At 42.5% G+C, this 15,581-nt stretch carries 11 protein-coding genes, 1 tRNA gene and 1 pseudogene; 1 reads left to right on the top strand and 12 read right to left on the bottom strand.

The features are described from left to right. The first annotated feature begins 10 nt into the window (after positions 1-10). Positions 11-289, top strand: coding sequence for a CC/Se motif family (seleno)protein (locus DESAMIL20_RS07280; protein WP_204218582.1), 279 nt, complete (start codon positions 11-13; stop codon positions 287-289). Positions 290-479: 190 nt separating this feature from the next. On the opposite strand, the gene DESAMIL20_RS07275 is transcribed toward DESAMIL20_RS07280, so the two are convergent. The 12 genes and pseudogenes from DESAMIL20_RS07275 to DESAMIL20_RS07220 form a co-directional block, all read right to left on the bottom strand. Then, positions 480-797 (bottom strand): hypothetical protein, encoded by a 318-nt coding sequence (locus tag DESAMIL20_RS07275; protein WP_143340260.1) that lies wholly within the window; start codon positions 795-797, stop codon positions 480-482. 93 nt (positions 798-890) lie between these two features. Next, positions 891-2,870, bottom strand: a complete 1,980-nt coding sequence (locus tag DESAMIL20_RS07270; protein WP_158090554.1) for a UvrD-helicase domain-containing protein — start codon at positions 2,868-2,870, stop codon at positions 891-893. 855 nt (positions 2,871-3,725) lie between these two features. Further along, complete coding sequence (locus tag DESAMIL20_RS07265) at positions 3,726-4,754, bottom strand: DUF4917 family protein (RefSeq protein ID WP_086034175.1); 1,029 nt, start codon at positions 4,752-4,754, stop codon at positions 3,726-3,728. A 156-nt stretch (positions 4,755-4,910) separates the two neighbouring features. Beyond that, positions 4,911-5,120 (bottom strand): hypothetical protein, encoded by a 210-nt coding sequence (locus tag DESAMIL20_RS10860; RefSeq protein ID WP_409212527.1) that lies wholly within the window; start codon positions 5,118-5,120, stop codon positions 4,911-4,913. Between the two features lie 415 nt (positions 5,121-5,535). Then, positions 5,536-8,181: a cation-translocating P-type ATPase gene (locus tag DESAMIL20_RS07255; protein WP_086034173.1), complete on the bottom strand. Its 2,646-nt coding sequence runs from the start codon at positions 8,179-8,181 to the stop codon at positions 5,536-5,538. Positions 8,182-8,697: 516 nt separating this feature from the next. Continuing rightward, positions 8,698-10,096 (bottom strand): annotated as a pseudogene (locus DESAMIL20_RS07250) (amino acid permease). A 130-nt stretch (positions 10,097-10,226) separates the two neighbouring features. Beyond that, positions 10,227-10,303, bottom strand: a tRNA-Met gene (locus DESAMIL20_RS07245). 116 nt (positions 10,304-10,419) lie between these two features. Next, on the bottom strand, positions 10,420-11,826 hold the full coding sequence (locus DESAMIL20_RS07240) for an efflux transporter outer membrane subunit (RefSeq protein WP_086034172.1): 1,407 nt from the start codon (positions 11,824-11,826) through the stop codon (positions 10,420-10,422). Beyond that, positions 11,823-12,908, bottom strand: coding sequence for an HlyD family secretion protein (locus DESAMIL20_RS07235; protein ID WP_086034171.1), 1,086 nt, complete (start codon positions 12,906-12,908; stop codon positions 11,823-11,825). The genes DESAMIL20_RS07240 and DESAMIL20_RS07235 overlap by 4 nt, the downstream gene beginning before the upstream one ends. Beyond that, positions 12,905-13,645, bottom strand: a complete 741-nt coding sequence (locus DESAMIL20_RS07230; RefSeq protein WP_086034170.1) for an ABC transporter ATP-binding protein — start codon at positions 13,643-13,645, stop codon at positions 12,905-12,907. The genes DESAMIL20_RS07235 and DESAMIL20_RS07230 overlap by 4 nt, the downstream gene beginning before the upstream one ends. Position 13,646: 1 nt before the next feature. Continuing rightward, positions 13,647-14,783: an ABC transporter permease gene (locus DESAMIL20_RS07225; RefSeq protein WP_086034168.1), complete on the bottom strand. Its 1,137-nt coding sequence runs from the start codon at positions 14,781-14,783 to the stop codon at positions 13,647-13,649. A 210-nt stretch (positions 14,784-14,993) separates the two neighbouring features. After that, positions 14,994-15,545: a TetR/AcrR family transcriptional regulator gene (locus DESAMIL20_RS07220; protein ID WP_086034166.1), complete on the bottom strand. Its 552-nt coding sequence runs from the start codon at positions 15,543-15,545 to the stop codon at positions 14,994-14,996. Positions 15,546-15,581: the final 36 nt, after the last annotated feature.

The raw sequence follows: 15,581 nt of genomic DNA, 5'->3' as shown, positions 1-15,581 counted from the left end.
GGTGTGTATTATGAAGATTGACACTTCAGCAAAAGATTATATCTTAAAAAAAGGTGGAAAGGTTAGCATAACTTACCATGATGTCGCAAATACATGTATAGATGTAAAAACGATCCCTGAAGTGTCAATCGGCGCACCCAAAAACCCAGATAAGTATATTTTGCTTAATATAGATGGTATTGATGTTTATGTAGATAAGTTTGTGCAAGACAAAGAGGATTTTACCATTAAGCTTAATAAAGTGTTTGGTTTCAAGTACCTAGTTTTAGATGGCTGGAAGACTATCTAAATATTAATTCTATCTGAGCAAGTGCCGCAATTGTTGCAACTTCGGCTTTTAATATGTTTGTTGATAAACCGAGCGCAACAAAACCTTTTTTCCTGACTTTGACACCTCACATCCAGAAAATCCATAGAGGTAGGGCATTTCTATTGCAAGACACATCATTTTTACCACTACAGTTTAACGGTTTAAAATTTTAAAACTGCGCGGAAAGTTCTTTTAAAGTGATTTGGTTTTTGAAAGGCTTTATATGCAGAGCGTTAAGTATTTTATTGGATAATTCTTTTGAGTTCATTTTTATAAAAATGAACTCGTTGTTGTATTTAATCTCGGAATAATTCATAGAATTTAGAGCTTCTTTTATTCTGCAAGGAGAATATTCTATATTTTTTTCTTTAAGTTTAAATTCTAAGGTTCTTTCAAGAAGGAAAGATAAGAAGCATATGACGAAGTGGCCTTTTATTCTACTTTCGCTCCAGTGGAATATGGGTCTTACCTCCATACTGGTTTTCATTCCCTCAATGGATTCCCTCATCAATGATGTAGTTCAGTACCTCCATCTTTTACAGATTAAGGTGCCTTTTCGTGGCACACGTTGAAGCGATTGTTAGGTTAAATCTTCTCCTAATATTGTTTTTGGAGAAGTTCTACCAAAATCGCTAATATATCTTGTTGCTGATACTCTTAAATGTTTATCTGATCGTGCTTTTAGGCCCATTTTTAATGCTTCAATACCATCATCGATCCAAATATATGAGCTAATGATTAATCGACCTGGATAGGAACCAGTCGAAGATTTTGTTCTTGTAATTGCTACATAGAACAATCTTCGTTGTTCCTCAATAATTCTCAATTCTTCATTTGCATCTTTAGGAGGTTCTGAAAAAAAAGGAATTAGCTCATCAATCATTGAAACAAGAATGACTAATTTTGCACTTAATCCTTTAGATGCATGTAAACTCATAATTCGAACATGGTTTATTTCTTCCGGACTATCAATTTGAGCTATTGACTCACTTAGCTCTTTAACAATCTTGCTGAGCCAGTCACTAAATAGCTCTTCTGTAAACACCTCAGGATATGGATATTTATTGATTGCTCTTTGATAAATACCAATTATTTCATAAAAATCTATTTCATCTTGATCACCATTAATAAAGTATTCCAAAGCATTAACAGCATCCTTTTTAATTTGTTCCTTAAATTCCAGTAATGACTGTAGTATTTCTCTATATTTCTTTGTTATTTTTGAAATCCCTTTAAGTATAATCTTTCCTTCAATAACTTTATCCAGAACATTCTTAATGCTTGTTTTATTTCCATCAGCATATTCTTTTAATATGTCATATTGCCTTTTTCTATAATCTGCTGATCTTGATCCCAATAAGTATCTCAGTGAGATTTGATCATTAGGGTTGGCTAAAAGATATAGTGTTGAATACGCCATCCTTACATTTAAGTTTTTAATTACACTTTCCCTAAAATAAGATTTTACTGGGATTTCTTCACTGATTAATTTATCTCGTAGTCTATATCCAATATGCCTTCTTGGAGCTAAAATCAATACATCGCCAGGATTGATTGCTCCACTTGCTAATTCGTTCTTAACAATCCTACAGATCCCCTCAATCTCTTTATCATTATCATTAAACTGAACAATTTGAACTATTCCATCTTGATTAGCTTCAAATGGAACAAGCGCACCGAGGCTCCTGTTGGAATTCTTAGATATCAATTCTGATGCCATTCGGGTTACTGTTTTTGGGCATCTCCGTATTGTATCAAAAGCTATATCTTGAAATTCCCCATATATACTATCTATTTGTTTTATTCCTTCGGGATGTGCTTTTTTAAAACTATATATTGATTGATCATCATCTCCAACAATCAATATACTGGCATCGCCTTTAACTAAATGTATAAACTCTTGTTCTGCTTTATTTAGATCTTGATATTCATCTACAAGAATTGTATCAAACCGGCCTATTTCCGGGCTTGCAGGATTATTCTGAAGATACTTAATAGCAATAGGTATAACTTCACCGACTAAAACAGAATGATGATATGTTAACCATTGTATTATTTTATCTTGAAATTCCTGTTCAATCTGATTTCTTGGCAAACCAGGATCATCTTGTTGCATATTAGCCCAAGCTGAAAGATATAAATCTAAATATTCTTTTTTTGTTTTTATATCAGCATCTGGAGGGTATTTTATATCTCTAAATGCAGGCTCAATTTCATGATCGATTATCATTCTAGGATTTCTACCAGTAAAATCTTTTACATTAGCTTTTGCAATTATTGACATAGCATGGCTATGAACAGTACATGCAACGACTTCATCGCTTCCTGGCAACTCAATGCTAGATATTTCTTTTCGAAGATCAGAAGCTGATGTTCTTGTGAAAGTGATAGCTAATATTTTCTTAGGGTTCACACCTTCTTCTATTAATCGAGAAATACGCCTCTTAATTGCAAAACTTTTTCCTGATCCTGGTCCTGCCAATGAACGAATTACTCTTTCGTTACTAATCGCCAAATTATATACCGGAGAACCTTCATCTAGTGAATCATTCCATGCCATTTTATCTCCTACGCGCCGCGTAAGCGGCGTCAAGCAACATATGCATAACCTGTAAAGCCGCGCCCGCAGGGCTTGGCGCGGTTTGTGCCGAGCGTAGCGACTGCAATTTTCATGGCAAAAGGAATTATCAGGTCGAGTAGGCCGAAGGAATTTCACCTTCAGCCTCTCACGGAACCGTACGTGAACCTCTCGATTCATACGGCTCTTCGTACTCCATCATGCCATTGCCTCTCAATGAGACAATGCACAATTATATCTGGCGCAACGGTTCATCCCATACATGGTTGGCCTTTGCGACAGCCTGAATACGTCAGCCCCTTCGCTCCATCCCCATTACAGGAACTTCTTCACTACTACGGGCTGATCCGCCCCTGTGCCGCGCATCGATACTTTCCCTCTCGCGGGTCCTCCGCTTGAGGTTTTCTCTTGCCATCGCGGCGACAGGTTCCCACGTCTTGCATCATTGCCTGTCTCCTGGTTCACGCCGCCTCTATGCCGGAGACCGCATACACAGTAATCAGGTTCCCTGTATGCTTTGTCATGACGCTTCAACGATCGTCATTTTCGATCTCACCGGTCAACCTTTCGACACCTCGCAGGCGGTTCACTTTCGTTCGTCTCCTGATACCATACCTGACTCCATCCAGCGGAGCCTTTTAACCAGAACGTTCACCACCGGGACTCTTGATCCAGGCAGCTTGTGGCGGTTTGAGACCTGCTCCTGCAAGCCGATCCCGAGGGGCCTCTCCCTTATTGCATGGATACCCTCATCAATGATGTAGTTCAGTACCTCCATCCTTACAAATTAAGGTGCCTTTTCGTGGCACACGTTGAAGCAGTTGTTAGGTCTCTCTGTTACCAAATATTAACAGTTTTAGCATCGAATATATGTACTTCGCATTTGAACTTTGTTTCGATGGATTCGATATGCTTTTTATCCTTTTCAGAATAGACGCCAATATATGTGCTTAATAATTTATTTCCAGTTTGACTCCCATTTTTAGCGGCTTTATTAATTGCCTCGATAATGTGTTCATCATATTCACCAAAATTAAAACCAAATGTGATCAATGACCCTTCTATTTTAGTCAATGCCTCGTAGCAAAATGAAAGATATTTATTATGCATTATATGATTAAGCTTGTCTTTCCCGCTGCCAGCAGTAACGAAAATCGGATACTCTTTATTGGCAATTCTATGTTTAATATTCTCCAAGAGATAATTGACGCCATCATATTTTTCTTTGATTATTTCGATGCCTGTATCGAATAATAGTAATGCACCATGAAGGTAAAATATATTCTGATTTATCCTATTATTGCCCCATTGCAATCCAGATGACACAATTTGATCTTCAGGAACAGGATGCCCCTGATCAATCACATCACGGCCAAATCCATCAATTGCATTTGGAATTTTGTTCCTCATTAAAACCCAATAGAGTAAAAGATCGTAATTTGTTGAAAATATTTTCCCTTCTTTTTCAATATATTCTTTTAAAAAAATAGCACATTTTTTGCTATCTTCTTCTGGTATCTTTAATACATGTTCAGGATGCAGTTCTTTTACAGCTTCAATTAGTGATTCTTTCAATACTAAACTTGCTTCATCGATTTTATCGATCAGATTTTTATCACCACCTAAAGCAGATATAATTGATTTGCTTATATTTAATTGTTGCATTAGAAGTTCAAAGTTTTTATTTTTTATAACAGTGAATAACTCATTAAGCAAGTCATTTTTTGATTTTTCTACAAATCGGCTCAGCGCATTATATGAGAAAATGCTTGGATTATAAGCCATACTAAAACCATTTCCAATTAAAAGGTGTTTTTGTCTCTTCTTTGAATTTAGATAGTCGATTATTTCTTGATAAGTTTTCATTAGTTTTCTCCCACGTTTCTTATGCGCTAGCGCGTCAGCCTAACATATGCTTAACCGGTAGCGCGTCATTGGCGCTATCCGGTCGAGTAGGCCGAGGGAATTTCATCCCCAGCCCCTCACGGGACCGTACGTGAATCTCTCAATTCATACGGCTCTTCATATCCGACCAGTACCAAAATAACCCCATTCCCAATGGAAGAAGAGCTTCGAGTGCTGCCGGGCAACCTTTATAAGCCAAGCGAAGGCTTTGTTCCAATTGCGCTTCAGCTTTTTGAAACGGAGCTTGACCCATTTTGCCAAGATCGCATTGAACATCCCGAATATTCCGGCAAGTGCTGACCGTCGGTATTTACCGTAGTAGTGCAACCATCCTCGTAATCGGGGATTGCAGAATTTAGCTATTTCTTCCAGTTAGCTACCTGTTCGTTTATGCAGTTTCCAGGACCTGATTTCATCCTTGATTGCCATTTCTGCCTTTATGCTTATGGCCGGCGAGAAGCTCATAAAGAATTGTCCCTGGCGGTTTTTCGCAAACCGGGGTTTGAACGTAAATCCCAGAAAGTCGAATTCAGTACACGCATACTCGCCTTGCCTGTTTCGCGTCCTTGCAATAGACAATCTTCGTCTTTTCCGGATGCACCGTCGGGATCCCCAACGGCCTCATTCCTCCGCTCTTCTTGGGTATTTCCACCCGTAGCACGGCACTAGGGAAATAGCTTCCGCTCGACATCCGGTTCCAGAGTTTGTACAGATGGTCTTTAGCCGTTTTTCTCGCGCGGGCCTATGGCGTCTTGCCATCGGCCTTTTGGGATGCCTCCTTCGCGGACGCCGCAATGGGGTCTGTGCCCCAGAGGATACGCGCTGCTCCGTAGGACAGAATCCCCGCACCCAGGAGGATGAACAGGTCGGCCCTGTCGGGATTGCTGGTGGTGAATAATCGTTGCAGACCCGGCAAGGCTCCGAAGAGGTACTGGCTGACCAGGCACAGGAGCAGGGCCAGGCCGGCCGCCGCATCTCCCCGATCCTGGCGCGGCCGCCCGTAGAGGGCGATGAGGAGGGCGGCCTCCATGGTCATGAGGGTATCCACCGCCAAGGTGCGCGCCTGGATCTGGGTGTGGTCGAGAAGGCCATAGTGGAAAGTCAGGAATACCACGGTCACCGTGAGGGCGGTGAAGGTGGCCATTCGGCGCCAGAGGGCAGGCGGTATCAGCGCTTCCTGGGGTGGGCGGGGGGCTTGCTGCATCAAGCCGGGGTCCCTCCCCATAAAGGCGAAGACCAGGGCCATGGTGCTAGCGGTGAGGGTGTTGACCCAGAGAATCTGCAAGGGTGTGATGGGCATCTCGGTGTCGACCAAGACGGCCAGCAACACGACCAGGCCCTGGGCAAAGCTGGTTACCAACATGAACTGCAGGGTCTTACGGATATTGGCATAGACCCTCCGTCCCTCGGCGACGGCATCGACGATATGGGCAAAGTGGTCGTCGCTCAGGACCATGGCCGCCGCTTCCCGGGCCACATCACTGCCGGAACGGCCCATGGCGACACCGATGTCCGCTCGGCGCAGAGCCGGGGCATCGTTCACCCCATCGCCGGTCATGGCGACGATTTCGCCTTGCTGCTGCAAGGTTTCCACCAGTTGTAGTTTGTCTTCGGGGTTGACCCGGGCAAAGACCTTGGTGGTGGCGGCCAGGTGCAGGCGCTCCGCCGGGGGCGCCGCTGTCCATTGCCCATGGGTGACGACGGGATCGCCGGGGGCCATGAACCCCAGTTGGCGGGCGATGGCTGCGGCGGTGCGCGGATGATCACCGGTGATCATTTGCATGCGAATACCTGCCGCCAGGCAGCGTTGTATGGCTTCCCGGACACCGGGCCGCGGCGGATCGAGGAATGCCACCGTCCCCAAGAGTGTCCATCCACCTTGGGCGGGGTTTTCCCAGGAACCCTCCGGCGATCGGCCATAGGCTAGGGCAAGGGTACGCATGCCGTCCTCCGCCAGGACATCGATGCGCTCCCGCCAGGTTTTCCGGTCAATGGCCTCCAGGCCATGGGGATGCCATTCCCATGCGCAGAGGTCCAGGATGACCTCCGGGGCACCTTTGAGAAAGACGCGTCCCTCGTCATGGGTGGTTGCCATGAACTTGCGCTCGTGCTGGAAAGGGAGGGTATCCCGCCGTGGGTGGGTTTCGCGAATCGCTGTGGAGATGAGCCCGAGATGATGGGCGAAGTGGAGAAGGGCCTGTTCCATGGGGTCCCCTAGGCCTTCCCCTTGTTCACCCAAGTGCGCATCGTTGCACAACACCGCTGCCGTCGCCAGTTTGGCCAGGGCCTCTCGATCCTGAGGCGAGGATACGGTGAAGGGCGCGTGGATGGTGCTTTCCGCGAGGAGGGCCGTGGCCACCTGCATGCGGTTTTCGGTGAGGGTTCCGGTCTTGTCCGTACAGATCACCGTGACCGATCCCAGCGTTTCCACGGCGGGCAACTGGCGCAGAATGGCACCGCGGCGGGCCATGCGCTGGACACCCAGGGCCAGTGTGATGCTGATGACGGCGGGCAAGCCCTCTGGGATGATGGCTACGGCCAGGCTGACGGCAGCCAGCAAGGTATTTTCCAGACCCTGGCCATGGCTGAGCCCTACGGCAAGGGCCAGTGCCGCCAGGACTAGGACGGCGACGCTCAAGCTCCCGGCGAGCCGGTTGACCCGCCGCAGCAGCGGGGTCTCCACGGGCGGCAGGCTGGTCATCAGGGTCTGAATGCGGCCAATCGTCGTGGTGGCACCGGTGCGGAGCACGATGCCCAGGCCGCTGCCCGTGGTAACCAGGGTGCCAGCATAGATCATGCTCTGCCGTTGTGTTTCCTCCGCGGCGCCTGCTGCCGCACGGTGTTGCCGGGGCATCGCTGCCTTGGGCACGGGTAAGGATTCGCCGCTGAGCATGGATTCATCCATTGCCAATTCGCGGGCCGCCTCGACGAGGGCGAGGTCGGCGCTGATGCGTTCCCCTGCTTGCACGGCCAATAGATCACCGGGGACGATCCTGGCGGCAGGCAGGGTCTCCCAGCGGCCATCGCGCAGCACCGAGACGTGAGGATCCAGGAGTGACTGGAGAGCAGCCACGGCATTTTCCGCACGGTATTCCTGCACGAAGCCGAGGATCGTATTGATGAGGATGACCGCCCAGATCACCGCGCTATCAACGGGATACCCCAAGAGCCAGGACAAAAAGGCGGCAAGGACCAGGATGGCGATGAGGGGGTTGCGAAACTGGTCCAGAAACCGTCGCCACCAGGGCTTGGGCGGAGAAGGGGGCAGCTGATTCGGTCCGAATTTTATCAGGCGTGCTTGGGCCTCGGCGCTGCTGAGTCCCTGCGAGCTACTTTCCACACCCGCGAAAACATCCGATAAGTCATTGTACTGCGTGTTATTTTCCATTGTTTTGCTCCTTCACGTCGATGAACCCCGATCCCATGGAAAAAGACCAGATTCATGGCCTTGCCATCCCAGGTTCCGTAAAACGCCCCTGCGCGAAATCCACGTCCCCAGAACCAGGCGCTACTACGCTTCAATTCCTAATAAGTAACATACAAACATTATGCAGCTTTTAGAAAAAACATTGCTACATATTAGTTTTAATTCCTCATAGGTAACATACAAACAACTCTACTTATGCCAAAAGCGTATCATAATTATAGCAAAAATGCAATGTTAAATTTTCAAAAATGTTGTTTTATAAACAAGTAGAATTTATAATATCCCCAGCAAAAAGAACCAAATTCAAAGAAATTTTTATTCCTATGTGTTAAAAGAAAAAAGGGGACAGTTTAGCCAGTGCCAATAGAAAAAAAGCATAATAAAATAAACAATCCGCTTGCAAATTTAACAAAAAACACTGTAATCCCCATATAAAAAAATAATGCTGTTATAATAGCATTATCGAACTACAGGTGGTCAAGACGGTTTAACTAGCCTGCTATTGTACCTTGAGTATGTAAAATAAATTATAAAACCAATAATAAACCATACAATAAATCTTATCCAGGTTTCAATGGGTAGCGATATCATCAAGTATCCACTAAATAGTATTGCCATAATGGGGATAAGTGGCACCCATGGGCATTTGAATTTTCTTTGTAGCTCTGGTTTTGTGTAACGCAAAATTATTACAGATAAAGATACGAGCAAAAACGCAAATAGTGTGCCTATATTGACTAGCTCAGCCAATACATCAATGGGCAAAAACCCGGCTATTAAAGAAGTTATTATTCCTACAAACCATGTGCTCAAATATGGTGTTTTATGTTTTGGATGTAGCTTTGAAAAAAAAAGGGGGCAAAAGACCGTCCCTTGACATAGCAAAAAATATCCTAACTTGGCCATAGAGCATTACAAGCAATACAGTAGTAATGCCCACAAGTGCGCCTATTGAAACAAGTCCAGCTCCAAAGCTCATACCAATATATTCTAAGCCTTTTGCTACAGGTGCTGGATCATTTAACAGTTTGTATGGTATAATTCCCGTTAAGATAACAACCACAGCTATATATAAAATAGAGCTTACAGCCAGTGAGCCAATAATACCAATTGGCATATCACGCGCTGGGTTTTTTGATTCTTCTGCAGCAGTAGAGACTGCATCAAAGCCTATATATGCAAAAAATATTATAGCAGCGCCAGACATAACTCCATGCCAGCCATATGGCATAAATGGATGCCAATTAACAGGCTTTATATGCCACACAGCCACTGCTATAAAAAATAAAATCACGGATACCTTAAAAATAACAGCTATATTATTAAAGGTTGCGCTTTCTCTAATACCCAAATATACAAGCCATGTAAGCAATAATATTATACCCATAGCAGGTATATTAATAATACCTCCAGCTGCCGCAAACGAAGAATTTGCAATTTGCGCTGGAACATTTATACCCAGTGAGTGCAAAAGGGCAGTAAAGTAGCCAGACCACCCTAGCGCAATAGCAGGTAGCGCAAAGGCGTATTCTAATATCAAATCCCACCCGATTACCCATGCGACAATTTCACCTAGTGCCAAATAGCTGTAGCTATATGTTGATCCAGAAATTGGAAAGCTTGATGCAAACTCTGCATATGACAAGGCAGTAAAAGCACTTGCAATACCTGAAATTACAAAAGATACAATAAGTGCAGGGCCTGCGTATTTTGCTGCTGCAACGCCAGTTATTACAAAAATGCCAGTGCCAATAATACCACCTATACCAAGCAACATTAGGTCAAACCAGTTAAGAGCTTTTTTTAATGAATGTGGCTGGCCTTCTCTTGTGTCATCTTCAATCATTTCAACTGTTTTTTTTCTAAATAACTCCATAATACCCCCAAAAAAAAATTTAACTAACCTCTGGCTAGTTTATATAGTTTCTCTTAATTGTCAAATGACTTTATTTAAACAAACTTATAAGTTTATATAATAGATGAGAAACAATTTTGGTAAGCTACATTGGTAGCGGGGGGAGGATTTGAACCTCCGACCTCCGGGTTATGAGCCCGACGAGCTACCGGACTGCTCTACCCCGCGTCAACATTTTTTTATTATAGCCACTTTTTTTAAAAAGTCAAATCATAAAAAGCACTAAAGTTTGGGCAACCCTTTCAAAGAGGTTACCCAAACTTATTTAATAGGGGGTTTCAAAACTAATCTGAAGATAGTCCCATGCCAAGCGCATTGTATATGCTAATGACGTCTTCTCTAACAAGCAGGTTTTGGTTTATGAAGTTGTATTGAGCAGTGAGCAAATTTATCCTGTAGTTTAGGTATGTTATGTAATCTACCGTGCCTGCTTCGTATTGAGCTTTATAGATATCGTAGAGATTTTTGGCCGATTGATAGTTTTTTTGATAACTAAGCAGCGCTTCATTGTCTTTTTTGTATGAGGCAAGGGCGCTGTCAACTTCGTTGAAGGAGTTTATCACGGTATTTCTGTAGTTTAATACCGCCTGCTCGTATTGAAGCTTTGAGCGCTCATAGATGCTTGTATTCTTTTTGTAATTAAATATGGGTGCTAGGATATTTAACCCAAAGCTCCAGACGTTGCTTGCATTTTCTATAAAGTTTGAAAGGTTTGTAGATGCATAACCATAGTTGGCGGTTAAGTTAAACACAGGAAAGAAGTTTGCAAGCGCCTGCTTCTGGGCATAGGCATAAGAGAGCACATTGTACATGGCTTCTTTTACATCTGGCCTTTGGGTTAAAACTGTAGAGGGTACTTGAGGAGGTATTAGCTTTGCATATATTTGTGAGTCAAATCCTTTGATGAGCGGTTTAATAGAAAAATCTTCTGGGTATTTACCCAGGTAGTAGGCAAGTGTGTTTTGAGTAATTTGCTTTTGCTTTATGAGGTTGTTTAGGACTGTTTTTATGTTTTCTGTCTGCGTTTTTGCATTTTCTACGGGCTCTATATTGATAAGGCCGCTTTTGTATTGATCCTCGTTTAGTTTGAGAATTTCTCTTGCTGATTCAAGCTGTTTGGTGAAGTTCTCTATGGAAAGATCAAGCGCGCTAAGCTGAAAGTAGGTTTGAGCTACATTGCTTAGCAGTGTAAGCTTGACTACATTGGCATCAGCTTGTGAGAGCTTTACATTGGCTTTTGCTTGGTTTACGCTGTTTTGTATCTGGTGCCACACATCAAGCTCGTAAGAAGCAGATAGCCCTGCCTGATGAAGGTTGTATATCTTGTTTGAGCTAGTCAGCGGAGATAGGTTTTGGTTTAAAGAAGGTTTATTGCGTGTTGATGAGTATGTGGCGTTGATTGTTGGCAAAAGGGCTGATTGGTTTTGGCCTACGTAGGTTTGCGCAATCTGAATATTTTTTAGTGCAATTTTGTAGTTTAAGTTGTTTTCCAGTGCTGTTTTGATTACATTATTAAGCGTTGGGTCGTTGAAGTTTTCCCACCAGTTTTGACTTAGCGTAGAGTTGGTTGAGTTTATTTTGTACTCAAATTTAGAAGGTATCTGCACTTTAACGTTCTTTGGCGAACTATATAAAGCGCAAGATGATAAAAATGCAGCTAAGGTTAAACCTAAAATTATTCTGTGTCTCATTTCTTTTCTCCTATATATACATCCACAAGCATGCCAGGATAAATTGTTAAGTCTTTTGGCACTCTAAACTTAAACACTATAGGCAGTACCCTTACATCTACTTGTTCTGTCCTTTGGTTTGATAGTTCTATCTTTGGTGTGGTGTATGGCTGAAGGCTTACAAACTCAAGCGGGATTTTCTTATCTGTGCCCCTTATAAAAGCAGTAGCTATCATATCTTGTGGTTTTGGCAGCCTTGGTACTAAGATCTCATCCACATAGCATCTAACTTCCATTTCTTTTTCAATGTTGCCAAGCGCAACAACAGGTCCATAGCCTTGCGTGTATGTGCCGTATGAGCCAGATGGTGATACATAGCTTCCAACAGCTGTAGCCACTTTTAACACTACACCATTAACTGGGGCCCTAACTGTATACTTATCAAGCAGCGCTTTATTTGCAAGGTAGGACTTTAGAGCTGCTTCATACTGGCTTTGCGCATTTTGTATGTCATATATCCACGCGCCGGCTTTTGTTAGGTCATATTGTTTTAGTGCTACCTGGCAGTTTGCTTTGGCTGTCTCATATGCATCCTTTGTGGTATCGTACGTGTTTTTGCTTACAGAGTTTGGGTTTAAATTATAGGCTTTTTCTACTTTGCCCCATTGGTTTTTCGCTGATTTTAATTGGGCTGCAGCATACTCAAGCTGGGCTTTTGCAACCTCAAGCGTTTCTTTTCGAGGCTGCGCTTTTAGCTCGTTTAGGTAGGCAAGAGCTGCTTGCACTGAAGCGTAGGCCTGCTGTGTAATGTTTTTTTGCTGTGTGTCGTCTATTTTTAAAAGAGGCTCGCTTTTTTTAACGCTTTGGCCATCTTTTACAAAAATCTGAGTAACCCTGCCTGATACATCAGGAAAGATATTTATATTCTCACCATTTGTCTGGTAGCTTTCAATAATGCCTGTGGCGTATAGGCCAGCTTCATAGGGGTTTTTTTCTACATGTACAGGGGGTAGAGCGCTTATGCGCTTATTGTATATGTAGGCGCTTACAAGGCCAATTAGTATACCAACGCTTGCAATCAAAAATATAATCTTAGTTTTCATTGTGCCTCCGCCTCCAATTTAATATCGCACTTTTGTGCATCAAGATGATTTCCATTGTCTGTTGTCTGTTTCAGTTTGCCATCTTCCATATGAAGAATACGGTTTGCAAACTCAAATATCCTAGAATCGTGCGTAACGATTATTATGGTGCGCTCTTGTGTCAGCAAATGCTCTTTGACAAACGCTATAATCTGTCTGCCTGTTTCGCCATCAAGCGATGCGGTAGGCTCATCAAAAATCAATATATCAGGCTTGGATACAACCGCTCTTGCTATTGCCACACGCTGCTGTTCGCCGCCTGAGAGTTTATACACGGGTAAATCTGCTTTTGAGCCAAGCCCCATAACTTCAAGGTAGTACTTTGCTTCTTTTAGGGATTTATCCCAATTTTGCCTTTTTAAGAATAGCGGTATGCTTACATTTTCTGTAGTGGTAAGCTTTGGAAACAAATGGTAGTCTTGAAAGACAAAACCTATGTGGTTTAGTCGAAAGTCTGCAAGATCATCATCTTTCATCTGCCATATATTTTTGTCTTTTACTGTTACTGTGCCTTCGTTTGGGCGCAAAATCCCAGAGATTATGCTCAACAGCGTAGTTTTGCCAGAGCCTGATGGGCCCACAATGTATAGCACCTCTCCATAATAAGCTGTGAGGTTTACGCCTTTTAGTGCGTATGTTTTGCTCTCATCAGAGCCAAAGTACTTGACTATATTTTTAGCTTCCAATATTGTCTTCATGCTAACCCCTAAACACATCAAAAGGCTCTATTTTAAGAACCTTTCTTATGCCTATGTAGCTTGAAAAACCAGCTATTACAACTACCATTAAAAAGGCAATAAGCATGTTTTGGTAGGTCACAACTGCTGCATAGTTTGGTATCCTTACTTTAGAAACAGCGATCATTAAAGACGAAATCATAATGCCAAAGCCGTATCCTATAAAGCTTGTGACTGAGGCTTGAAACAAAATCATAGTCATAAGCTCGTACTTTTTGGCGCCTATTGCCTTTAGAGCGCCAAATTTTTCTAGGTTTTCAAGCACAAAGGCATAGAATGTTTGCCCTGCAATGGATAGGCCCACAATGAAGCTAATCAAAGTCATTATCATGATGTTTGTACCCATACCTGTTTTATACGTGTAGAAGTTCTCTATTGTTTTTTCAAACTGCTTTTGTGTGAGTGCTTTATAGCCTAATTTCTTAACTTGTTCTTGAATGTATAGAATGTTTGCATTACTTTTTGGGTTTAGCAGAATATAGGACATAGAATACCTGGTCTGAGGCAAGTCTTGCGTAGCCCTTGTGTATGTGGTATACAGCGTAGGTGTGCCAAAAAGACCTCCGCTTGCTGGCTTTGCAAGTGCCACAATTACCGCCCTGTGGTCGTTAATACTTAAAACCGAGCCAATGCCAGGTGAGCCTATGCGTCTATAGTCTGCATCCACAACACCTATAAAGGCATCAGAATTGTAAATCTTGTTTAAATCACCTTTTATGATAGGTGGTCTGCCAAACAGCGTGGTATCATCCAAACCGATAATGTTAGCACCCTGGTATGTACCATCTGGGAGTTTTACAAGGCCAGAGCCAAAATAAATGGGTACAGCCATAGCAACGCCTTTGATGCTTCTTACATAATCAAGTACATAGTCTGGCAGTGGTATAGAGCTTCTGTCGTTTTCTACAGATGGATCCATAACCCACATCTTTGCGCCGATGTTTATAACATTTGATGTGGATTTTCTCATAATACCAGCAAACATAGAAGTCATTTGGTTCATTAAAAACACGGCAAATGTAACACCTAAAATGAGTGTAAAGAATTTGCCTCTATCGTTTGCAAGAAGCTTAAGGGCAATTTTTAGCAGGCCTTTCATGTAGATCCATTTATAGGTTTTAAATTTGGTTTAATAAATAGAAGTTTAAATTTATCATTTGCAAGAGCAAGACAAACTTGATTCATAAAACACCACCATTTAAATTTTTCATTTTGATGTTAGGGTGCGATTGTAAATTGCATATAAACGAAATGTAAATGGATTGTAAACAAAAATAATAATTGATACGTATTGTCTGTATCGTAATTCTCATGTACGTACTCCATTCATAAAAATGCTGTATGCAACATTTGATAATTCTTCTGTGTTGTTTTGGGTATTTTTTAAAGCAAGCATGACATTTATGCCAATGAGTAATTGAAGCATCATTTGTTCGTTGAATGGTTTGAAAATTTTCTTTTCTATGCCTTTTTTTAAAACATCGATCAATATTTTTGAGAGAGGTTCAAAGTATTTGTCTTTTAGCGATTTAACCTGTTCAAAATTTGTTGCACTTTCTTTTAGCATTAGGTATGAAATATATTTGCCTCTTTTCTTTAACGCATCTATGTGTATCTTAATAAATTCTTTTAAAAACTCTCTTTCATCGTCATTTTTTATTTTGCAAACATTTTCTAAAAACTCATCCATATTTGCAGACAAAACGCTTTCATACAATGCTTTTTTACTCCCAAAATAGTAACTAATCATTGCACCGTTTGCTTTTGCTTCTTTGGCAATTCTCCTAATAGAGGTTTCCTGGTAGCCATATTGAGCAAATAATTCGCTTGCCTTTTCCAGAATTTTTTCTTTAGTGCTCATAAAATTTCCTGCTTCATTAATCAATCGTATAATTAG

Origin of the sequence: Desulfurella amilsii (genome assembly GCF_002119425.1) — a bacterium.
Taxonomy (GTDB): domain Bacteria; phylum Campylobacterota_A; class Desulfurellia; order Desulfurellales; family Desulfurellaceae; genus Desulfurella; species Desulfurella amilsii.
Note: the sequence above shows the minus strand (reverse complement) of the source record. Positions and strands in the feature narration are given on the sequence as shown.